We start from the raw sequence: 21,435 nt of genomic DNA, 5'->3' as shown, positions 1-21,435 counted from the left end.
GCGCGCGTTGGGTGGGCGCCACGGTGCCGCCGTACCCTGGGACGGCCATGACTGCTGCCCCCGAGACCGTCCCCGCCACCGTCGAGTCCGCCGAGGCCACGGCCGACGTCGCGGCGGCCACCCGCACCTACGAGGTCCGCACCTACGGGTGCCAGATGAACGTCCACGACTCCGAGCGCCTCACCGGCCTGCTGGAGGACGCCGGCTACGCCCCCTTCGCCCGCCCCGGCGGCGGCGAGGCCGGCACCATCGCGGAGGCCGTGCCCGACGTGGTGGTCTTCAACACCTGCGCCGTGCGGGAGAACGCCGACAACAAGCTCTACGGCAACCTGGGCCACCTCGCCTCGGTCAAGGCCCGCCACCCCGGCATGCAGATCGCCGTCGGCGGCTGCCTGGCGCAGAAGGACCGCTCGACGATCACCGAGCGCGCGCCCTACGTCGACGTCGTCTTCGGCACCCACAACATCGGCTCGCTCCCGGTGCTGCTGGAGCGGGCCCGGGTGCAGGAGGAGGCGCAGGTCGAGATCCTCGAGTCGCTCGACGTCTTCCCCTCCACGCTGCCGACCAAGCGCGAGTCGGCGTACGCCGCCTGGGTGAGCGTGTCGGTGGGCTGCAACAACACCTGCACCTTCTGCATCGTGCCCGCGCTGCGCGGCAAGGAGCGGGACCGCCGCCCCGGGGAGATCCTGGCCGAGATCGAGGCGCTGGTGGCCGAGGGCGTCAGCGAGATCACCCTGCTGGGGCAGAACGTCAACGCCTACGGCGTGGAGTTCGGCGACCGGCAGGCCTTCTCCCGGCTGCTGCGCGCCTGCGGGAGCATCGAGGGGCTCGAGCGGGTCCGCTTCACCTCGCCGCACCCCGCGGAGTTCACCGACGACGTCATCGAGGCGATGGCCGAGACCCCCAACGTCATGCCCTCGCTGCACATGCCGCTGCAGTCGGGCTCCGACAAGGTGCTCAGGGACATGCGCCGTTCCTACCGCTCGGCGAAGTTCCTCGGGATCATCGAGCGGGTGCGTGCGGCGATCCCCGACGCCGCGATCACCACCGACATCATCGTCGGCTTCCCCGGGGAGACCGAGGACGACTTCGCCGAGACGCTGCGCGTGGTCCGCGAGTCGCGCTTCGCCAGCGCCTTCACCTTCCAGTACTCCAAGCGCCCCGGCACCCCCGCCGCGACGCTGCCCGACCAGGTGCCGCCCGCGGTGGTCAAGGAGCGCTACCAGCGCCTGGCCGCCCTGGTCGACGAGATCGCCTGGGAGGAGAACAAGGCCCTCGTGGGGCGCACCGTCGAGCTGATGGTGGCCGAGGGCGAGGGCCGCAAGGACGCCGCGACGCTGCGCCTGTCGGGCCGGGCGCCCGACAACCGTCTTGTGCACTTCGCCGCCCCCGAGGAGCGCGTGCGCCCCGGCGACCGGGTCACGGTCGAGATCACCCACGCCGCTCCGCACCACCTGGTCGCCGACCGTGTGCTCGGCTCGCGACGCACCCGGTCGGGCGACGCGTGGGAGGCCCGCACCGCCGCCCCCGCCGCCAGCGCCGGCGTGGGGCTCGGCATGCCGGGCGTCGGCGTGCCGGCCCCGCTGCCGCCCGTCAACGCCTGCGGCTGACCCGCCCCGAGCGGTCGGGGCCGGTGGGCGCCGTAGCCGAACGGGCACAGTCGTCAGGCGCCGCCCCGTGGGCTGCGGTACGACGGGGCGCGGCCGGCGGGTCGGGACGCCGGCGGGCGACAGTGCCCGTTCGGCTGCGCGGCTGTGGAGAGCGCCCGCACCACCACCCCTGCGCCGGGCACCATCGGCGCATGGCGTCGGCGTGCGTGGTGGAGGTGCTGACCCGGCTCGGCGGGGTGGCCTCGCGGCACGACCTGGTGGAGGCGGTGGGGAGCCGGGCCGAGGTCGACCGCGCGCTCGCCCTCGGCGACGTGGTGGTGCTGGCCCGCGGCCGCTACGCGCTGCCGACGGTGGACGAGGCGCGCGCCGCCGCCCACCGGCTGACCGGCACGGTGTCCCACCTCAGCGCCGCGCTCCACTGGGGCTGGGCGGTGCTCACGCCGCCGTCGCGACCGGTGGTCACGGTGCCGCGCAACCGCAGGGTCACGCGGTCGCAGGCTCGTGGCGTGCACGTGCGCTGGTCGCGCCTCGACCCAGCAACGGACGTCACGGACGGTGTCACCGCACCGGAGCGCACGCTGCGCGACTGTCTGCGCCACCTGCCCTTCGCCGAGGGCCTCGCCGTCGCCGACTCCGCGCTGCGCGCAGGGGTGCCGCGGTCAGCACTCGACCGAGTGGCGCGGGATGCACGTGGTCCTGCGACCGCGCAGGTGCGGCGAGTGGCGGGCGAGGCGAGCCACCTGGCCAGCGGCCCCTTCGAGTCGGCGCTGCGGGCCGCGGCCCTCGACGTACCGGGGCTGCGGGTGGAGCCCCAGGTGAGCGTCCACGACCCAGGCTTCCTGGGGCGTCCCGACCTCCTCGATCGGCGGCTGCGCCTGGTGCTGGAGGCCGACTCGTTCGCGTGGCACGGATCGCGCAGCGCACTCGCCGAGGACTGCCTGCGCTACAACGCCCTCAGCGTGGCCGGGTGGCTCGTGCTGCGCTTCTCCTACGAGGAGGTCGTCGGCCGGCCGCACCGTGTCACCGAGACGCTGCGGGCCGCCGTGGCCGAACGGGCACAGTGCCTGTGCCCGGGGTGCCGCACCCTCCGTGACCCGCGCGACGTCGCGGGTCGACGACCGTGCGGGCCGGGCTGACCGGCACTGTGCCCGTCGGCCTCCTGCGACCCTCGGGCGGGAGCGGCTCAGACGGGGGCGTCCTCGTCGTCGGCGTCGGGACCCTCGTCCTCGCCGCCGGGGGCGCGGGTGGCCTTGGTGCTGGTGTCCTCGGGCTCGCGGGTGGCCACGGGGGAGTCCTCGGTGGCCGGGTTCGACTCCGGGGGGAGGTCGGGCACGATGACCTCCTGCTCGCCGGTGTCGAGGGCGTCGGCGCCGCCGGGGTTGGGCTCGCCGGGCTCGATCGAGGGCTCCGGCATCGGGCCCAGGTCGCCCTGGTCCTGCGCGGTGGTCTCGTCGGTCTGGTCCTGGGGGGTCTCGCTCATCGGGGCCTCCTGGGTGTCGGGGGTCGGGCGTGCGGGGGTCGGGTGGAGGGCTGCGGGGCCCGCCGGGCGCGTCAGAAGCCGAAGGTCGAGTACGGCGTGGTCGTGCCGGCGCCGATGGCCGAGAGCACGGCCCGCTCGTGGGGCACCACGGGCTGCGGCAGCTCGCCGAGCTCGGCGAGACCCACCCAGCGCAGGCCGGCGCACTTCTCGGGCTCGACGACGCGCGGCTCCCCGGTCCAGGCGCGCGCGGTGAAGAAGAAGTCGATGCGCTCGTCGATCGGCTCGCCGCCACGGGTGCGGTGCATCGCGGTGACGAAGGTGAGGTCGAGGTCGCTCACGCCGAGCTCCTCGGTGGCCTCGCGCTGGGCGGCGGCGTAGGCCGTCTCGCCCTGCTCCACGTGGCCGGCGGCGGCCGCGGCCCAGTGGTCGTCCATGTAGCCGGTGCCCCGGCGCAGCTGCAGCAGCACCTCGGTGCCGTGGGCCCCGTCGCGGGTGAGGAAGACGTAAGCCGCCGGGACGACGACGAAGCGACCGAGCTCCTGGGGGGTGCGGCCGGTGGTCCGGGTGGCCGGGTCGGCCGGGGTGGAGGCGGTGGTCACTGGGACGGCTGGTCCAGGGAGGTCTCGGCGTTCTCCTCCTGGGCGGCCTCGGCGGCCTGGTCGCCGTCGCCGCCGCCGGGCAGGTCGCTGGAGTGCTCCCCGGGCGGCTCCTCGGTGAGGTCGTAGGCGTCGTTGCGCTCCTCGGGCACGGGCTGGCTCATCGGGGGCCTCCTGCAGGGCCGGTGGGGCCGGTCGGACCCGCGGGGCCGGCGGGCCCGTCGCGGAAGTCGTCGTTCTTGCCGTCGAGCTTGTCGAGGCCGTCCTTGGCCTTGGCCACGCCCTTGGCGATCTTGTCGCTGTGCTTGCCGCCGGTGCGCTTGTCGGCGGCCGCGGCGGCCTTGTCGATGCCACCGGAGATCTTGTCGCCGTGCTTGTCGACGGCGTCGCTGACCTGGCGCTTGACCTTGTCGAGCCTGGCCTTGTCGAAGAGGCCCATGTCGTCTCCTGTGTCGCCTCGGGATGGCTGGGATGTCGCGTCGTGCCGGGTGGTCGCCGCGGGGGCGGCCCGTGCTTGCCACACTAACGACATGACCAGCGCCGACGGGACGCCCGAGGGGGTGTGCGGACCCGTGCCCGTGGTGGCGGTCGTGGGGGCGACGGCCTCGGGCAAGACCGCGCTGTCGCTCGACCTGGCCGAGGCGCTGGGCGGCGAGGTGGTCAACACCGACGCCATGCAGGTCTACCGCGGCATGGACGTCGGCACGGCCAAGCTCCCCGTCGAGGAGCGCCGCGGTGTGCCGCACCACCTGCTCGACGTGCTCGACGTGCGCGGGTCGGCCAGCGTCGCGCAGTTCCAGCGGTGGGCCCGCGACGTGGTCGACGACCTCCGCGGGCGACGTCGCGTGCCGGTGCTGGTGGGCGGCTCGGCGCTCTACACCCGCGCCGTGCTCGACCGCTTCGACTTCCCGGGCACCGACGAGGCGCTGCGCTCGCGGCTGGAGGCGGAGCTGGCCGAGGTCGGGCCGGTGGCGATGCACGCCCGCCTCGCCGCCGTCGACCCGGAGGCCGCCTCCCGCATCCTGGTCGAGAACGGTCGGCGCACGGTGCGCGCGCTCGAGGTGGTCGAGCTCACCGGTCGCCCCTACAGCGCCTCCCTGCCCCGCCTGGAGTACGTCGGGCCCGCGACCGTGCAGGTGGGCGTGGACATCGACCGGCCGACCCTCGACGCCCGCATCGAGCAGCGGGTCGACGCGATGTTCGCCGGCGGCCTGGTGGCCGAGGTGGAGCGGCTGCTGGGCGAGGGCCTGGCCGAGGGGCGCACGGCGGTGCGGGCCATCGGCTACCGCGAGGTCGCGGCGTACCTCGCCGGGGAGCTGGGGCTCGGGGAGGCGCGCGAGCGCACCGTGAGCGCGACGCGGCGCTTCGCGCGGCGCCAGGACGGGTGGTTCCGCAAGGACCCCCGCGTCGTGTGGGTGCGCCACGACGACCCGGAGCGGCTCGAGCGGGCGCTGGAGGCTGTGCGCCGCGCCGTGGACGGGGCAGGATCGACCCCGTGACCCGGGTGACCTACTACACCGCGACCACGCTCGACGGCTTCCTCGCCGACGAGCACGACTCCCTGGACTGGCTCTTCACCCAGGACACCGACGCCGACGGGCCCATGGGCTACACCGGCTTCATCGCCGGCATCGGGGCGATGGTGATGGGTGCGACCACCTACCAGTGGCTGCTCGACCACGCCGCGGCCACCGGCGAGCCGTGGGGCTACGACATCCCGTGCTGGGTCTTCACCCACCGCACCTTCCCCGAGGCCGAGGGCGACGTCCGGTTCGTCGGCGGCGGGGTGGAGGAGGTCTGGCCCGAGGTCGTGGCGGGAGCGGCCGGGCGCGACGTGTGGGTCGTCGGCGGCGGCGACCTGGCGGCGCAGTGGGCGCTGGCCGGCCACCTCGACCGCCTGGTGGTCTCGATCGCGCCGGTCACGCTGGGGGCGGGGCGACCGCTCTTCCCCCGTCCCTTCGACCTCAGGCTGGTCGACCTGGCCCGCAACGGCGACCTGCTCTGCGCGACCTACGACGTGGTGGGCCCGCGCGCCTGAGACCGCGCCGAGGGGGTCGCCACCGCGGCCCCGTGAGGCCTGCCGTCCGTCGGCGACCTGGTGCAGGATGGGCGGCACCCGCAGGCCGCCCCCGGGCCGCCGCCGACCACCCCACCTCTCGGAGCCCCGTGATGCGACGCCCCCGCCCGCCCCGTCCCTCCCGCCTGGCCGCCGCGGTCGCGGCGCTCTCCTGCGCCCTGGTGGCCGCGCCGGCCCTCGCCGCGCCCGACGCCCCCGACACCGGCTCGGACGTCGGACCCGTCGTCGCGGGCGGACCGGTCGACGCGCCCGCCGCCCGCGCCGGGGTGCCGCCCAAGCAGGCCACCGCGGTCGGCACCGGGGGCGCCGTCACCTCGGTCGACCCCTACGCCACCCGCGTCGGCATGGCCGTGCTCAAGCGCGGCGGCAACGCCGTCGACGCCGCCGTCGCCACGGCGGCGGCGCTGGGCGTGACCGAGCCCTACAGCGCCGGCATCGGCGGCGGGGGCTACCTCGTGCACCTCGACGGGCGCACCGGGAAGGTGTCCACCGTCGACGGGCGCGAGACCGCCCCGCTGTCGATCCCGCGCGACGCCTTCCTCGACCCCGGGACCGGTGAGCCCTACCCGTTCACCCCCGACCTGGTGACCAGCGGCGTCTCGGTCGGCACGCCCGGCACCCTCGCCACCTGGGAGCGGGTCCTCGAGCGGTGGGGCAGCGTGCCGCTGCGCCGCGCGCTGAGGCCGGCCGCCCGGCTGGCCCGCACCGGCTTCGAGGTCGACCAGACCTTCGCCGACCAGACCGAGGACAACGTCGAGCGCTTCTCGGCCTTCCGGTCCACCAGGCGGCTCTTCCTGCCCGGGGGCGAGGTCCCGGCCGTGGGCTCGACCTTCCGCAACCCCGACCTGGCCGACACCTACGACCTCGTCGGCCGGCGCGGCCCCCGTGCGTTCTACCGCGGCGACCTGGCCGGCGACGTCGTGCGCGCCGCGCGGCGCCCACCGGTCACGGCCTCGACCGACCTGCCGGTGCCCCGCGGGCACCTCCAGCGCCGCGACCTCGCCGCCTACCGCGCGGTCGACCGGGCCCCGACCCGGGTGGACTACCGCGGCTACGACGTGTGGGGCATGGCCGGGTCCTCCAGCGGCGGCACGACCGTCGGCGAGGCGCTCCAGGTGCTCGAGCAGTTCCCCCTGCCGGAGCTCGACGACGCCGACGTGCTCCACCACTACCTCGAGGCCAGTGCCCTGGCCTTCGCCGACCGCGCGGAGTACCTCGGCGACCCCGCCTTCGTCGACGTGCCCCGCCGGCGGCTGCTCTCGGAGGGGTTCGCGGCCTCCCGGGCCTGCCTGATCGACCCCGACCGCGCCGCGACGAAGCCCGTGGCCGCGGGCGACCTCGACGCCACCGGGGCCGACTGCGCCACCGCCCGCGCCGGGGCGGTCGCGGAGGACCACGAGAACGTCGAGACCACCCACCTCACCACCGCCGACCGCTGGGGCGACGTCGTCTCCTACACCCTCACCATCGAGCAGACCGGCGGGTCGGGCATCGTCGTGCCCGGGCGCGGCTTCCTGCTCAACAACGAGCTCACCGACTTCAGCCTCGAGTTCGACCGCACCGACCCCAACCGGCTCCAGCCCGGCAAGCGCCCGCGCAGCTCCATGGCGCCCACGATCATCACCGAGCAGGTCGGCGACGGCGCGGGGGAGCGCACCGTGCCGGTCCTGGCGATCGGCTCGCCCGGCGGGTCGACGATCATCACCACGGTGCTGCAGAGCATCGTGGGCTACCTCGACCGCAGCCTGCCGATCACCGAGGTCGTCGCCGACCCGCGCGGCTCCCAGCGCAACACCCCCGCCGTCAGCGCCGAGCCCGGGTTCATCGACCTCTACGGCGCCGCCCTGGAGGCCTACGGCCACGACCTCCAGCCCGCCGGCGACGCCTTCACCTCGCAGGCCGAGATCGGCGCCCTCACCGCGATCGAGTTCGGCCCCCGCAGGCGGCTCACCGCCGTCGCGGAGCCGGAGCGCCGCGGCGGGGGCTCGGCCCGGGTCCTCGACCCGACCGGCTGAGCGGGAGGATCGACCCATGCCCGCGCACCGCACGCCCTACCCCTTCCTCAAGGGGCACGGCACCGAGAACGACTTCGTGCTCCTGCCCGACCACGACGGCACGGTCCACGGCGACCTCGACCCCGCCCGGGTCCGGGCGCTGTGCGACCGCCGCGCGGGCATCGGGGGCGACGGCGTGCTGCGCGTCGTGCGCACGGCGGCCCTCGACGCCGGGGTGGTCGGCCCCGGCTCGCCCGCACCGGAGGGCGCCGCGGAGTGGTTCATGGACTACCGCAACGCCGACGGGTCGGTCTCGGAGATGTGCGGCAACGGCATCCGGGTCTTCGCCCGCCACCTGGTCGAGGAGGGCCTCGCCGACCCGGCGCGCCCCCTCCCGGTGGCCACGCGCGACGGGGTCAAGACCATCCGGCTCGACGGCGACCTGGTCACCGTCGACATGGGCTCGCCGGCCCTGCTCGGCCACACGGAGGTCACGGTCGGCGCGACCCGCTGGCCGGCGCGGCACGTCGACATGGGCAACCCCCACGCGGTGGCCTTCGTCGACGACCTCGCCCCCGCCGGGCCCGTCGGGGCGCTGCGCGAGGCCCCCGGGCACGACCCCGCGGTCTACCCCGCGGGCGTCAACGTGGAGTTCGTCGTACGCCGGGGGGAGCGGCACGTCGCGATGCGGGTGCACGAGCGCGGCTCCGGCGAGACCCGCTCGTGCGGCACCGGGGCCTGCGCGGTCATGGTGGCGGCGGCCGAGGCCGACGGGCTCGGGCCGGCCGACGGTGCGGAGTACCGCGTGGACCTGCCGGGCGGCACGCTCACGATCGCCTGGACCCCGCAGGACCGCGTGCTGATGACCGGCCCGGCCGTCGTGGTCGCCCGCGGCACCACCGCGCTGTAGCACCCGCGCCGACCGTGACAGCGGCGCTGTCGCGGGAGTACCAGGAGGTGGGAGCGGGTACTCCGCGCCCACTATGCTCGCGGCCATGGACATCAACGGATGCAGTGCCATCGTCACGGGCGGGGCGTCGGGCATCGGCGCGGCCGCCGCCCGCCAGCTCGCCGCCAAGGGCGCGGTCGTCGTGGTCGCCGACCTCCAGGCCGACAAGGGCGAGGCCCTGGCCCACGAGATCGGGGGCGTCTTCGCCCAGGTCGACGTCACCGACACCGAGCAGATCAAGGCCGCCGTCACCGCCGCGGCGCAGATCGCGCCGCTGCGCGCGGTGGTCAACTCCGCCGGCATCGGCTGGGCGCAGCGCACGATCGGTCGCGACGGGGAGTTCGACTCCGCCCACGACCTCGAGGCCTACACCCGCGTCATCGCGATCAACCTCATCGGCACCTTCGACATGACCCGGATCGCCGCCACGGCGATGAGCCGCAACGAGCCCGACGCCGACGGCTGCCGCGGCGCCATCGCCAACCTGACCAGCGTCGCGGCCTTCGACGGCCAGATCGGCCAGGCGGCCTACTCCTCCTCCAAGGGCGGCGTGGTCGGCATGACCCTGCCCGTGGCGCGCGACCTCTCGGCCTCCGGCATCCGTCTCAACACCATCGCGCCGGGCCTGGTCGACACCCCGATCTACGGCGAGGGCGAGGACGCCGAGGCGTTCAAGGCCAAGCTGGGCCAGAGCGTGCTCTTCCCGCACCGCCTGGGTCGCCCCGAGGAGCTGGCCAGCATGGTGGTCGAGACGATCACGAACTCCTACATGAACGCCGAGGTCATCCGCGTCGACGGCGGCATCCGGATGCCTCCGAAGTGACGCTCCCGGGCCGCTGCGGCGGCCCTCCCTCGGCCGGCGGGGTGGGGCGCGGCTTGAGCGCTCCCGGGAGACTGGGGCGGTGACCGGTCCCCTGGAAGCCGCCCCCCGCCTCGTGGCGACCCACGCCCCCCGCGACCCCGAGGGCGTCGTGGTCGTGCTCCACGGCGGCGCCAACCGGCAGGGCGACCCGCGGGTCAGCCCCACGCAGCTCTCGGTGCTGCGCATGGTGCCGACCGCGCGGCGGGTGGCCCGCGCGGGCGGCCGACGCCTGGCCGTCGTACGTCTGCTCAACAGCCACCGGGGCTGGGCCGCCGACCACACCCCGCTCGACGACCTGCGCTGGGCGATGGCCCGGCTGCGCGAGCAGTACGGCGACCTGCCGGTCGGCCTGATCGGTCACTCCCTCGGCGGGCGCGCCGCCCTCCTCGGCGGCGCGCAGGACGGCGTGGTGAGCGTGGTGGCCCTCAACCCGTGGGTCTACCCGACCGACGGGGTGCCGCTGCCGGGGCGCCGCGTGCTGGTGGTGCACGGCCAGCAGGACCGCATCGCCCAGCCCTCGCACGCCGAGGCCGTCGCCCGTCGCATCGCCGCCTCCACCGAGGTGGGCTTCATCCGGGTGCCGGAGGGCAAGCACGCGATGCTGCGCCACGGCGGGGACTTCGACGGCTACGCCGCGCAGTTCAGCGTCGCCTCGCTGCTCGGCGCCGACGCCGTGCGCCTCGACCCGCCCGTCGCCCAGGTCCTCGCCGGCGAGGAGTGGGTCACCGCCTGACCGGCCCGGTGCGGCCGCTCAGCCGAGCCGCAGGTCGCTGAGGTCCAGCACGAGGTCGGCGCGGGACGCGGCGGCCTCCACGAGCCGGGCGTTGGGCCCGTCGACCCGCTCGACCCACGCCCGCGCCTCGGCGGGCGACTTGCCGAACTCCTCGTGACGCGCCACCAGGCGCGCGAGCCGCAGCGGCTCCGCGACGCGCAGGTGCCACACCGCGTCGAGCTGGTCGTGCACCCGGGCCCAGGCCCCGTCGAGCAGCAGGTAGTTGCCCTCCACGACCACGAGGTCGACGCCGCCGGGCACCGGCAGCGCGCCGGCCAGCGGCTGCTCCAGGCCGCGCTCGAAGGCCGGTGCCATCACCAGCGACTCCCGGCCGCGCACCCGGGTCAGCAGCCCCGCGCAGCCCTCGGGGTCGAAGGTCTCCGGTGCGCCCTTGCGCGCGAGGAGCCCGCGGCGCCGCAGCTCGACGTCGGCGAGGTGGAAGCCGTCCATCGGCACGACCGCCGCGCCCGAGCGCGCCGCCAGCAGCGCGGCGAAGGTCGACTTGCCGGCCCCGGGCGCGCCGGTGAGGCCGAGCATCCGCGCCCCGCGCTCGCGCAGGCCCGTCAGCAGCGCGTCGAGGGCGGTGTCGAGGGCGGGTCCGTGGGAGGGCAGCCGGGTGACGCCGGGAGCGCCCGGGGCGTCGGGGCGGCTCGTGGCGCCGGGGCCGGCAGCGATCGGGTGGGGCACCCGTCGATGATCGCGCAGCGCGGGCGCCGGTGGGCGGATCCGGCGCGGCCGGGGGAGTAAACCCGCTCGCGGTGTTGTTCCCCCACACCTACCCTGGAGGCATATGACCCACGCACACGACCTCACCCTCGACACCGACCTCGAGCCCGACCTCGACTCCGGGCTCGACTCCGGGCTCGACTCCGCGCTGGCCGAGACGGCCGACTGGGAGGACCCCGACGTCGAGTCGGGCTACGCCGCCGACGGGCCCGACCCGGAGGACGACCCCACCACGGGCGCCATGGACCTCGCCGAGCGCCACCAGCTGCGCCGCGTGGCCAGCCTGCGCACCGAGCTCGAGGACATCACCGAGGTCGAGTACCGCCAGCTGCGTCTCGAGCGCGTCGTGCTGGTCGGGGTGTGGACCGAGGGCACCACCCAGGACGCCGAGAACTCCATGGCCGAGCTGGCGCTGCTGGCCGAGACCGCGGGCTCGGAGGTCCTCGACGCGATCTACCAGCGCCGCCAGTCGCCCGACCCGGCGACCTACGTCGGTCGCGGCAAGGTGGAGGGCCTCAAGGAGATCGTCGCGGCCACCGGCGCCGACACCGTCATCTGCGACGGTGAGCTGGCCCCCAGCCAGCTGAGGAACCTCGAGGACCGGCTCAAGGTCAAGGTCGTCGACCGCACCGCGCTGATCCTCGACATCTTCGCCCAGCACGCGAAGTCCAAGGAGGGCCAGGCCCAGACCGAGCTGGCCCAGCTCAACTACATGAAGCAGCGCCTGCGCGGCTGGGGTGGCAACCTCTCGCGCCAGGCCGGTGGCCGGGTCGCCGCCGGCGCCGGCATCGGTGGTCGCGGTCCGGGTGAGACCAAGATCGAGACCGACCGCCGCCGCATCAATACCAAGATCGCCAAGCTGCGCCGCGAGCTCAAGGAGATGAAGGGCACCCGCGACACCAAGCGGGCCGACCGCAAGCGCCACCAGATCCCCGCGGTCGCGATCGCCGGCTACACCAACGCCGGCAAGTCCTCCCTGCTCAACCGGCTCACCAGCGCCGGCGTGCTCGTCGAGGACTCGCTCTTCGCGACGCTCGACCCGACCACGCGCCGCACCACGACCTCCGACGGTCGCGTCTACACGATGAGCGACACCGTCGGCTTCGTGCGCCACCTGCCCCACCAGCTGGTCGAGTCCTTCCGCTCCACGCTGGAGGAGGTGGCCGACGCCGACCTGCTGCTCCACGTCGTCGACGGCTCCCACCCCGACCCCGAGGGCCAGCTGGCCGCCGTGCGGGAGGTGCTGGCCGAGATCGACGCCGGCGACGTGCCCGAGCTGGTGGTCATCAACAAGGCCGACGCGGCCGACCCCATGGTCATCGCCCGGCTGCGGGCCCGTGAGCCCCACTCCGTGGTCGTCTCCGCCCGCACCGGCGAGGGCATCGCCGAGGCCCTGGCCGTGATCGAGGCCGAGCTGCCCCACCCGGAGGTCGCCTTCGAGGCGCTGCTGCCCTACGACCGGGGCGACCTGGTCAACCGGCTGCACCAGGAGGGCGAGATCGACAGCATCGAGCACACCGCCGACGGGTCCCTCGTGCGCGGCCGCGCGACCGAGGCGCTGGCCGGCGAGCTCGCGCCCTACCTCCTCGACGCGGGCGTCGGCACCGCCACGATCGGGTAACGACCGGTCCCGATGTGCTGCGCGGCCCCCGGGTCGTGCCGCACCCTGGTCGCGTGGGGATCCTCGGGACGCGCCGTCGGCGCCTGCTCGCCGGCGTGGCCGGGCTCGGCGCCGTCGTGGCGACCCTGCCGCTGTGGCTGGGGGCCGGCGCGACCGGTGAGGGCGCCTCGCGCTGCGAGACCTTCGCCGCGCAGTCGGCCGCCCGCGCCGCGGCCGTCTCCGGCAGCGGCGCGCCGGTGCTCGTCGTGGGTGACTCCTACTCCGCCGGCCTCGGCCTCGACGACCTCACCACGTCGTGGCCCGCCCGGCTGCCCGGCGAGGTGCACGTGGCGGGCTTCTCCGGCTCCGGCTTCAGCCCCGGTGCCTCCTCCTGCGGCGCCCGGGTCGCCTACGACCGCCGCGCCCCCGAGGCGCTGGCCCGCCTCGCCGCCGACGACCCCGCCGGCGCCGACGACGCCGTCGTGGTGCTCGAGGGCGGCCTCAACGACGTCGACCAGCCCTCGGGCGAGATCGCGGCCGGCTTCGAGCGGCTGCTGGCCGGTCTCGAGGGCCACCGCGTGGTCGTGGTCGGCCCGCCGCTCGCGCCCGAGCGCGCCGCCGCGGTGCCCCGCGTCGACGCGCTGCTGGGCGAGCTGGCCCGCGCACACGGAGCGGCGTACGTCGCCACCTCGGGGCTCGACCTGACCTACCTGCCCGACCGGCTGCACCTCACGCCCGAGGGCCACCGGGTCTTCGGCGACCACGTCGCCGCGGCACTCAGCGCAGGCCCGCCAGCCCGGTGAGGTCGGCCAGCACCTCGTCGAGACGCGCCACCAGCGACAGGTGGCCCTCGTCCTCGAAGAGGTGCGCCCGCGCGCCGGGCACGTGCTCGGCCAGCCACGCGCCGTGGGAGTAGGGGACCATCGCGTCCTCGCGGCCCTGCCAGACCGCCACCGGCACGGTGATCGAGGCCAGGTCGAAGCCCCACGGCGCGACGCAGGCCAGGCCGTCGTCGCGCACCCCGACCACGCCCTGGGCGCCGGCGCGGCGGAAGGTCTCGGCCAGCCACTCGGCGTAGGTGTCGTCGAGGGCCGCCTGGTCGACGGGGGTGAGCAGACCGCCCATGGCCTCGGTGAGGTCGGCGGGGGAGGCCTGGAGCACCGGCAGGAACTCGCGCTCGAGGTAGGCGGCGTAGGCCTCGGGCCCCGCGGCGGCCGCGGTGTACTCCGCGACGTTCTCCGGGGCCATGCCCGCCGACCAGTCGAGCCCTGCGCCGTCGTGCGGCGCCACCCCGGCCAGGGTGGCCGCGGCCCGGCAGCGCCCGGGCAGCAGCGCCGCGGTGGCCAGGGCGCGCGGCCCGCCGCCCGACCAGCCGAGGGTCACCAGCTCGTCGACGCCGAGGTGCTCGAGCAGCTCGACGGCGTCGGCGACGTCGTCGGCCATGCGCGGCGGGCCCTGCTCGGGGCGCCGGGGGCTCGAGCCGCCGTAGCCGGCGCGGGAGAAGGTGATCAGGCGCAGCCCCGCCCGTCGCGCGGCCTCGTCGACGGGGGCGTAGGCGACGGCCGCGCTGGGGGAGCCGGAGTGGTAGAGCCAGGGGAAGCCGTCGGGGTCGCCGCCGGTGAGGTGCTCCAGGGTGCGGCCGTCGGCCAGCGTCAGGGTGTCCGTGAGGGTGTCCACCTCGGCAGCCTAGGTGGTGCGGCACCGGTCCGACCCCGTCCCGACGGGGGTTCTCCACCGCTGCCGCTCGGGGCGCGTCGGGCTGTCGGCGAGCGCGGTTAGGGTTCTCTGGTGCCGCAGACCCCCGCCCCCAGCCAGACCGCCCCCGCGGCGCCCGCCGCGAGCCCCGGCGACGCCCGCGCGGTCACCCGGGTGCTCTCGGCGGCCGTGGCCGCGCTCGGCGGGCAGGAGCGGGCGGGCCAGGTGCAGATGGCCGAGGCCGTCTCGCGCGCGCTGGAGTCGGAGGAGCACCTGCTCGTCCAGGCCGGCACCGGCACGGGCAAGTCGCTGGGCTACCTCGTGCCCTCCCTGGTCCACGACGGCCGGGTGGTCGTCGCCACCGCCACCCTGGCCCTCCAGCACCAGCTCGTGGAGCGCGACCTGCCCCGCCTGGTCGAGGCGGTCAAGGACCAGCCCGGCGTCGACACCTCCTACGCCGTGCTCAAGGGCCGCTCCAACTACGCCTGCCTCCACCGCATCCGCGAGGGGGTGCCCGACGACCAGGGCGCGCTGGTGCAGATGCCCGAGGGCTCGATGGGCCAGAAGGTCCTCGAGCTGCGGGCCTGGGCCGAGGAGGAGGCCGAGCGGGGCGGGTCGGGGGAGCGCGACGCCGCGCCGCGCCACACCGACCGCGAGTGGCGCCAGGTCAGCGTGGGCCACCGTGACTGCCTGGGCGCCAGCAAGTGCCCCTTCGGCCAGGAGTGCTTCGTCGAGCTCGCGCGCGAGAAGGCCCAGCGCTCCCACCTCATCGTCACCAACCACTCGCTGCTGGCCATCGACGCCATCGAGGGCGTGCCGATGATCCCCGACTACGACGCGGTGGTCATCGACGAGGCCCACGAGCTCACCGCCCGGGTCACCCAGGCCGCCACCGACGAGCTGGCCGTCGGCGACGTCGAGCGCGCCGCGCGCCGCTCCCAGCGCTGGGTCGACGGCAGCGAGGCCGACGACCTCGCCGACGCCGCCGGCGCGCTGCGCGACGCCATGGACGCCGCCACCCCGGGGCGCTTCGAGCAGCTGCCGCAGCAGCTCGGCGACGCCCTCGAGCTGGTGCGCGACGCCGCGCGCACCTGCCTGTCGGCCTACCCCCGCGAGCAGAAGGAGGCCGGCGAGGGCGGCGACGCCGGGCGCGCGCAGGCCCGCGGCTCGGTGCAGGAGGTCTTCACCACCGCCGAGCGGATGGCGGGTCTCTCCGAGCACGACGTGCTCTGGCTCAACGAGGGCGGCCAGGCCGGGGCCTCGCGCATCCCCCCGCGGCTCCACGTCGCGCCGCTGCAGGTGTGGGGCCCGATGCGCGACAAGCTGCTCTCGGAGAAGACAGTGGTCTTCACCAGCGCCACCCTCATGCTCGGCGGCGACTTCGCCAACGTCGCGACCGGCGTGGGCCTCAAGCCCTCCGAGCGCGTCGACGTCGGCAGCGACGTCACCGGCTCGGGGGCGCTGCCCTGGCGCGGGATCGACGTCGGCAGCCCCTTCGACTACGGCCAGCAGGCGATCCTCTACGTCGCCCGCCACCTGCCGCCCCCGGGGCGCGACGGGCTCGCTAAGGCCCAGCTCGACGAGATCGTCGACCTCGTCGACGCCGCCGACGGCCGCACCCTCGGGCTCTTCTCCAGCCGCCGGGCCGCCGAGGCCGCGGCCGAGGCGGTGCGCGAGCGGCTGCCGCACCTGACCACGCTGGCGCAGGGCGACGCTCAGCTGCCCGAGCTGGCCAAGCAGTTCGTCTCCGACCCCCACACCTGCCTCTTCGGCACGCTCACGCTGTGGCAGGGCCTCGACGTGCCCGGCGAGACCTGCCAGCTCGTGCTCATCGACCGGATCCCCTTCCCGCGGCCCGACGACCCGCTGATGAGCGCGCGGCAGCGCGCCGCCGACAAGGCCGGCGGCAACGGCTTCATGCAGGTCGCCGCCACCCACGCCGCCCTGCTCATGGCCCAGGGCGCCGGCCGGCTGATCCGCACCACCAGCGACCGCGGCGTCGTGGCCGTGCTCGACCCCCGGCTGGCCACCGCCCGCTACGGCGGCTTCCTCAAGGCCAGCCTGCCGCCGATGTGGACCACGACCGACCCGGCCGTGGTCCGCAAGGCCCTCGCGCGCCTCGCCGCCGGCTGAGGGCTCAGACCCGGGCGCGACCCTCGTAGAGCGCCGCGCCCGACGGCAGCCCGAAGAACGACGCCACGGTGGGGGCCACGTCGAGGGTGCGGGCGTGGGCCGAGGACGTCTTCCCCCGCGGCACCCGCGGGTGGCCGCCGGCGAGGAAGAACGGGATGGCCCGGGTGGCCGGGTGCCCGTGGTTGCCGGGGATCGGGTTCGAGGTCAGCGGGTCGGGGTCGCTGAAGCGCCACCCCGCCCGGCAGAAGACCACGACGTCGCCGGCCTCGGGGCCCAGGCGCAGCCACTCGGCGCGGCGGTCCCACGCCTTCAGCACGCCCTCGGCTTCCTCCGCGATCGCGCGGATGCGGCGTACGGCCTCGGCGCGCTGGCTCGACGGGCCGGTCCAGTAGACGAGGTCGGCGCCGCCGTTGTCGGCGATGACGACCTTGCCGGCGAGGAAGGGGTCGGCCTCGAGCGGGGCCTGCAGCGAGACGACCTGGGTGGGCAGCGACCAGTCCATCGAGTGGTCGGCGAGCACGACGAGCATCGAGTGCTCCCAGCGCCCCGAGCTCTTGAGCTCCTCGACGAACCGACCGACCAGGGCGTCGGTGGCCGCCAGTGCGGTGCGGCGCGCGAGCTGGAGGGTCGTGCCGGTGAGGTCGGAGTGGCCGAAGCGGTCGATGTCGCCGAGGTTGACGAAGACCAGGTGCGGGTCGACCTCGTCCACCATCGCCAGCGTGGCCTGCATGGTGAAGACGTCGGGGGCGTAGCCGGCCACCGGGATGATCGGCATCGGCTCCCAGCGGTGGGTGGCGCGCTCGCCGAAGACGCCGTAGAGGTACTCCTTCGACAGCACCGTGCCCGTGCGCAGGCCGCGGCGGTTGAGCCGCTCGATCACCGTCGCCACCTTGATGTCGCCGGCGCGGTCCATGTCGCGGATCGCGCCGAGCTCGCGGTCGAGGATCGCGTTGGCCGGCACGCCGGTGCGGTCGGGGCGCTGGCCGGTCATCATCATCACGTGGTTGGGGATGGTCTCCATGACCGGCATGGAGGAGGCGCGCGGGAAGCGCAGTCCGCCGCCGCGCAGGGCGTGGAGGTTCGGGGTCAGGCCGCTGTCGATCTCCTCGGGCCGGCAGCCGTCGACGACGATCACGTAGGCCCGCCTGCGGGTGTCGGCCCCGCCGGCGGCCCGGGCGGCCTGCGTGCCGGCGAGGGTGGAGAAGAGCAGTCCGGCGGCGCCGGCCGTGATCGCCGTCCGCCGACCGGTGCGCAGCTCGCCGAGGCCGCGGGCGAAGGGGCGCTCCTCGCGGCTGTCGTGGTGGCCAGCGTGGGGGGTGGGCGTGCACATCAGGCGTCACCCCCGACGGGGGCGTCGACCTGCTCGATCCGGCTGGTGCCGGCGGCGGTGGCGAAGGAGACCGACCACGTGATCGCGGTGTCGCGGTCGTCGCGGGCCCCGATGACGTACCAGTCCATCTGGGCGCGGGCGGGGGTGACGTCGAGGACCGAGAAGCCGTGGTCGTCGAAGTCGAGGTACTTGATGTGGCGGTTGTTGGCCAGGATGACCTGCTCGACCAGGGTGGAGGTGGTGTCCGGCGGGGTGCCGGTGATGTCCTTGAGGTTGTTGGAGGTCACCGAGGTGCACACGAACTCCACGCCCAGGGAGTCGCCGACCACCGGGTAGGTGGAGGTGTCGAGCGGCAGCTCGCAGGCCCAGGCGGAGTGGATGTCGCCGGTGAGGAACACGGTGTCCTTCACCTGGTGGTCGTCGAGGTGGGTCAGCACCTCACGGCGGTCGGCGGTGTAGCCGTCCCACTGGTCGACGTTGTAGGGCGCACCGTCGCCGGGCAGCAGCCCCGTCACGTCGTTGACCGGCTGGACCAGCGCGTCGGGCAGGTCGGCGAAGGTGACCGGCGCGATCATCACGGGGTTGCCCACCACCTTCCACTGCGGCCGGTGGTCGCGGCTGAGGGAGTCCTTGAGCCAGGCCATCTGGCGCGCGCCCGTGATCGTGCGGTCGGGGTCGCTCACGGCCGGGTCGACCGCCGGCGTGGCCACCTGCTGGTCCCGGTAGGTGCGCAGGTCGAGCATGCTGATCTCCAGCAGCGTGCCGAAGCGCAGCCGCCGGAAGAGCCGGGCGCCGTCGCCCAGCGCGGCCGTGCCGTCCATGCGCACGGGCATCCACTCGTCGTAGGCGCGGTGCGCGCGGGCCCGCCGGCGCCGGTAGTCGCCCTCACCGCCCTCGCCGGTGCCGGGGGTGTGGTTCTCCGCCCCGCCCCGCCACTGGTCGTTGGTGACCTCGTGGTCGTCCCAGGTGACGATCCAGGCGTAGCGGGCGTGGGCGTCCTGGAGGTCGGGGTCCTGCTTGTACTGCGCGTGGCGCTGGCGGTAGTCGGCCAGCGAGACCATCTCGTGGTCGGGCACGTGGCGGCGCACGTCGAGGTTGTCGGCGCCCATGCCGTACTCGCCGGGACCGTACTCGTAGAGGTAGTCGCCGAGGTGGACGATCGCGTGCAGGTCCTCGCGCGCGGCGAGCCCGCGGTAGGCGGAGAAGAAGCCGGCCTGGAGGTTGGCGCACGACACCACGCCGAAGCGGAGGTGGTCGGGGGAGGCCTGGGGTGCGGGGGCGGTGCGGGTGCGACCGGTGCGACTGGCCTGGCCGTCGAGGCGGAAGCGGTAGTAGTACTCGGTCGACGGGCGCAGGCCGGTGGCGTCGACCTTGACGGTGTGGTCGCGGCTGGGCCCGGTGCGCACGCGGCCGCGGCGCACCACGCGGCGGAAGCGGGTGTCGGTGGCGACCTCCCAGACCACCTCGACGGAGGGTCCCCGGCCCGATCCGGGGGTGCTGCCCGGGGTCGGGGTGACCCGGGTCCACAGCACCACGGCGTCGGGCAGCGGGTCGCCGGAGGCCACCCCGTGGCGGAAGACGCGGGCGCGGCGTGCGCGGGGCGGGGCGGCCTCGGCTCCGGTCGAGCCGACGCGCAGGCCGAGGGTGCCGACGCCGACCGCACCCCCGGCCAGGACCGTACGCCGGCGCGGGGCCGGAGCGGTCGCGGTCGGGCCGGCCGGGCCGGTCGGGCCGGTGTCGCGGGAGGGCTGCGGGGCGGTGTCGCTCGTGGTCACGACGCGTTCAACGACGCGGCGGCGGCGCCGTGACGGCCTCGCCGCGACCCGCACCGATCGTTCACCTGCCGGGCGCGGTCCCGTCACCCGGCAGGGACGACCCGCCCGGTGAGGGTGGAGCGGAGGCCGTCGTCGACCGGGCGACCACCGCAGGGCCACGTGCTCGTCCCGCCGTTGCTGCAGTTGCGGTAGCGGGTGCTGGCGTTGACCAGCGTGACCTCGACGTAGGAGGTGCGGGCCGAGGAGAAGCCGACCCGGGTGGCGGCGTCACCGGCGCGGTCCAGCCGCAGGACCCGTGTGGAGGGCGTGCCGGAGGTGGGCACGACGGTGACGACCGCCGCGGAGCCCCGAGTCCGAGACGGCAGGTCGAGGGACAGTCGCAGCCGCCAGCCGCCCCCGAGGCCGGCACCCGGGGTGAAGCGCTGGCTGGCGCTGCTGAGGTGGTCGAGGTAGACCTGCTGGGCGCCCACGGAGCGCTTCGAGCCCGTCAGGGTCGTGCGCTTCCACAGGGGGGCGTTGGGGTAGGACTGCGCCCTGCCCTCGGCGTAGGCGCGGCCGGGGCGCAGGTTGGCGTCGGCGAAGCGGGCGAAGGACTCGCTCAGGGACACGTCGTGCTGGCGGCGCAGCACCTGCTCGACGGCCTGGGTGGAGTACTCGTCACGGTCGCCGGCGGCGGCGCCGGCGCGCTCCCAGATCTTGCGCACCAGCACGGGCAGTCCACCGACCGCGGCGGGGTGGCGCTCGGTGAGGTGGCGGAAGAAGATCCAGTCGCCGTAGACCGCGAGGTCCTCGTCGCGGTCCATCGACTGCCGCGGGTGGGAGAGCGGGCTGTCGGCGAGGTACTGCACGTTGTCGTTCACCGAGTCGAAGAGCTCGTCCTCGGCCCAGGTGGCGGTGGCCTCGATGAGCCAGCCGTCCTCGCCGGCGTCGTAGGCGTACTGGACGGCGTGGAAGTACTCGTGGGCCGCGGTCACCTGGAGGTTCTCGGTCGGCAGGTTCGTGGGGAACTGCCCGGTGCGGTAGTCGTTGTCGAGCACGCAGTAGGCGGGCACGGCGCGCGCGTCGTCGGGCACGTCGTCGTCGGAGGTGCAGTAGCCGTAGAAGCTCATGCTGCCGACGTCGCCGAGGTAGACGTCGGTGCGGGCGTCGCCGCCCTTGGCGCCGTCGGGCAGCGGCGTGCGGTAGCCCGCGCCGGCGTAGGTGTCGTGCACGTCCTGGAGGGTCGAGAGCGCGAAGTCGACGTAGTCCGGGACGCCGTTGCCCGCACCACCGGCGCCCCCGCTCGCGTCCTTGGCCGGCACGTTGTTGCCCGAGGCGCCGCCGACGACGTAGTGCACGCACAGGTCGTCGGTGCAGACGCGCTGCACGGTGTCGTCCTCGTAGTCGAGGTAGCCGTCGCCGCGCCTGTCGGTCGGACGGGCGAGGTAGGCCGCGGCCTCCGCGCGGTCGGCGGGGGAGAGGGCGTCCATGCTCAGCGCGAGGTCGCGCAGCGCCCCCGTGAGGTCGGCCTCGCCGGCCTGCGTGAGGGTCTGCTGGGCCTCCGCGGGGCTGGTCGCCGGGTCGACCAGCGTCTCGACCACTGCGAGGGCCGCGAGGGCGTGCTCGTCCGGCGTCTCGGTCCCGTCCACACCGGGCAGCCCAGGGAGCCCAGGGAGCCCGGGGACCTCGGGCAGGTCGACCTGGGGGGCGGCCACGGCCGTGCCGGGCAGGGCCGAGACCGTCAGGGTCGAGACGGACAGGGCGCCCGCGAGGAGCAGGGCGGACAGGGGACGAAGGCGCACGTCGGGCACTCCAGTGGGTCGAGGGTTCCGGCTCTCGCTCCAGGCTCTCACGGGT

20 protein-coding genes are annotated in these 21,435 nt (G+C 75.4%); 11 read left to right on the top strand and 9 right to left on the bottom strand.

The window, feature by feature from the left end; translation table 11 throughout:
• Positions 1-47 precede the first annotated feature (47 nt).
• Complete coding sequence (miaB, locus tag ASF50_RS14730; protein WP_056904893.1) at positions 48-1,610, top strand: tRNA (N6-isopentenyl adenosine(37)-C2)-methylthiotransferase MiaB; 1,563 nt, start codon at positions 48-50, stop codon at positions 1,608-1,610.
• 191 nt (positions 1,611-1,801) lie between these two features.
• Complete coding sequence (locus ASF50_RS14725) at positions 1,802-2,746, top strand: DUF559 domain-containing protein (protein ID WP_156718302.1); 945 nt, start codon at positions 1,802-1,804, stop codon at positions 2,744-2,746.
• Positions 2,747-2,793: 47 nt separating this feature from the next.
• On the opposite strand, the gene ASF50_RS14720 is transcribed toward ASF50_RS14725, so the two are convergent.
• From ASF50_RS14720 to ASF50_RS14710, 4 genes are all read right to left on the bottom strand, one after another.
• Positions 2,794-3,090 carry a hypothetical protein gene (locus tag ASF50_RS14720; RefSeq protein ID WP_056865742.1) on the bottom strand — a complete coding sequence of 99 codons (297 nt, stop codon included), beginning with the start codon at positions 3,088-3,090 and terminating at the stop codon, positions 2,794-2,796.
• A 71-nt stretch (positions 3,091-3,161) separates the two neighbouring features.
• A complete protein-coding gene (locus ASF50_RS14715) occupies positions 3,162-3,689 on the bottom strand; it encodes an NUDIX hydrolase (protein ID WP_082503199.1) in 528 nt (175 codons plus the stop codon).
• A complete protein-coding gene (locus ASF50_RS19110) occupies positions 3,686-3,850 on the bottom strand; it encodes a hypothetical protein (RefSeq protein WP_156718300.1) in 165 nt (54 codons plus the stop codon). Before ASF50_RS19110 ends, ASF50_RS14715 begins: the two co-directional genes overlap by 4 nt.
• A complete protein-coding gene (locus tag ASF50_RS14710) occupies positions 3,847-4,125 on the bottom strand; it encodes an antitoxin (RefSeq protein ID WP_056865743.1) in 279 nt (92 codons plus the stop codon). The genes ASF50_RS19110 and ASF50_RS14710 overlap by 4 nt, the downstream gene beginning before the upstream one ends.
• Positions 4,126-4,216: 91 nt before the next feature.
• Here ASF50_RS14710 and miaA point away from each other — a divergent pair, with 91 nt between their 5' ends.
• From miaA to ASF50_RS14680, 6 genes are all read left to right on the top strand, one after another.
• Positions 4,217-5,185: a tRNA (adenosine(37)-N6)-dimethylallyltransferase MiaA gene (gene miaA, locus ASF50_RS14705; RefSeq protein ID WP_056904891.1), complete on the top strand. Its 969-nt coding sequence runs from the start codon at positions 4,217-4,219 to the stop codon at positions 5,183-5,185.
• The gene (locus ASF50_RS14700; protein ID WP_056904890.1) at positions 5,182-5,724 is read left to right on the top strand and encodes a dihydrofolate reductase family protein; all 543 of its coding nucleotides are present in this window, start codon (positions 5,182-5,184) and stop codon (positions 5,722-5,724) included. Before miaA ends, ASF50_RS14700 begins: the two co-directional genes overlap by 4 nt.
• A gap of 131 nt (positions 5,725-5,855) precedes the next feature.
• Complete coding sequence (gene ggt, locus ASF50_RS14695) at positions 5,856-7,778, top strand: gamma-glutamyltransferase (protein ID WP_082503198.1); 1,923 nt, start codon at positions 5,856-5,858, stop codon at positions 7,776-7,778.
• Positions 7,779-7,794: 16 nt separating this feature from the next.
• On the top strand, positions 7,795-8,667 hold the full coding sequence (dapF, locus tag ASF50_RS14690; protein WP_056904889.1) for a diaminopimelate epimerase: 873 nt from the start codon (positions 7,795-7,797) through the stop codon (positions 8,665-8,667).
• 85 nt (positions 8,668-8,752) lie between these two features.
• Positions 8,753-9,529, top strand: a complete 777-nt coding sequence (locus ASF50_RS14685; protein WP_056865811.1) for an SDR family NAD(P)-dependent oxidoreductase — start codon at positions 8,753-8,755, stop codon at positions 9,527-9,529.
• 79 nt (positions 9,530-9,608) lie between these two features.
• The gene (locus tag ASF50_RS14680; RefSeq protein ID WP_056904888.1) at positions 9,609-10,301 is read left to right on the top strand and encodes an alpha/beta hydrolase; all 693 of its coding nucleotides are present in this window, start codon (positions 9,609-9,611) and stop codon (positions 10,299-10,301) included.
• 18 nt (positions 10,302-10,319) lie between these two features.
• Here ASF50_RS14680 and ASF50_RS14675 read toward each other — a convergent pair whose 3' ends face one another.
• Entirely contained in the window at positions 10,320-11,027 is a 708-nt protein-coding gene (locus tag ASF50_RS14675) for a nucleoside/nucleotide kinase family protein (RefSeq protein WP_235557676.1), read from the bottom strand.
• Positions 11,028-11,130: 103 nt separating this feature from the next.
• Between ASF50_RS14675 and hflX the strand changes: the two genes are divergently transcribed.
• Both hflX and ASF50_RS14665 read left to right on the top strand, forming a co-directional pair.
• On the top strand, positions 11,131-12,687 hold the full coding sequence (gene hflX / locus ASF50_RS14670; protein WP_082503197.1) for a GTPase HflX: 1,557 nt from the start codon (positions 11,131-11,133) through the stop codon (positions 12,685-12,687).
• Positions 12,688-12,740: 53 nt separating this feature from the next.
• The gene (locus ASF50_RS14665) at positions 12,741-13,469 is read left to right on the top strand and encodes an SGNH/GDSL hydrolase family protein (RefSeq protein ID WP_162242301.1); all 729 of its coding nucleotides are present in this window, start codon (positions 12,741-12,743) and stop codon (positions 13,467-13,469) included.
• Here ASF50_RS14665 and ASF50_RS14660 read toward each other — a convergent pair.
• Positions 13,444-14,343, bottom strand: coding sequence for an alpha/beta fold hydrolase (locus ASF50_RS14660; protein ID WP_056904887.1), 900 nt, complete (start codon positions 14,341-14,343; stop codon positions 13,444-13,446). The two genes, ASF50_RS14665 and ASF50_RS14660, sit on opposite strands and share 26 nt — an antisense overlap.
• A gap of 108 nt (positions 14,344-14,451) precedes the next feature.
• On the opposite strand from ASF50_RS14660, the gene ASF50_RS14655 reads away from it, so the two are divergent.
• Complete coding sequence (locus ASF50_RS14655; protein WP_414855743.1) at positions 14,452-16,494, top strand: ATP-dependent DNA helicase; 2,043 nt, start codon at positions 14,452-14,454, stop codon at positions 16,492-16,494.
• Positions 16,495-16,498: 4 nt separating this feature from the next.
• Here the strand turns inward: ASF50_RS14655 and ASF50_RS14650 are convergent, their stop codons facing one another.
• The 3 genes from ASF50_RS14650 to ASF50_RS14640 form a co-directional block, all read right to left on the bottom strand.
• Positions 16,499-17,824: an alkaline phosphatase family protein gene (locus tag ASF50_RS14650; RefSeq protein WP_082503196.1), complete on the bottom strand. Its 1,326-nt coding sequence runs from the start codon at positions 17,822-17,824 to the stop codon at positions 16,499-16,501.
• A complete protein-coding gene (locus ASF50_RS14645) occupies positions 17,824-19,599 on the bottom strand; it encodes an alkaline phosphatase D family protein (protein WP_235557675.1) in 1,776 nt (591 codons plus the stop codon). The genes ASF50_RS14650 and ASF50_RS14645 overlap by 1 nt, the downstream gene beginning before the upstream one ends.
• Before the next feature lie 83 nt (positions 19,600-19,682).
• Entirely contained in the window at positions 19,683-21,380 is a 1,698-nt protein-coding gene (locus ASF50_RS14640; protein WP_156718299.1) for an MXAN_6640 family putative metalloprotease, read from the bottom strand.
• Between the last annotated feature and the right edge of the window lie 55 nt (positions 21,381-21,435).

It is taken from the genome of Nocardioides sp. Leaf307, from assembly GCF_001423135.1.
Lineage (GTDB): Bacteria > Actinomycetota > Actinomycetes > Propionibacteriales > Nocardioidaceae > Nocardioides > Nocardioides kribbensis.
Note: the sequence above shows the minus strand (reverse complement) of the source record. Positions and strands in the feature narration are given on the sequence as shown.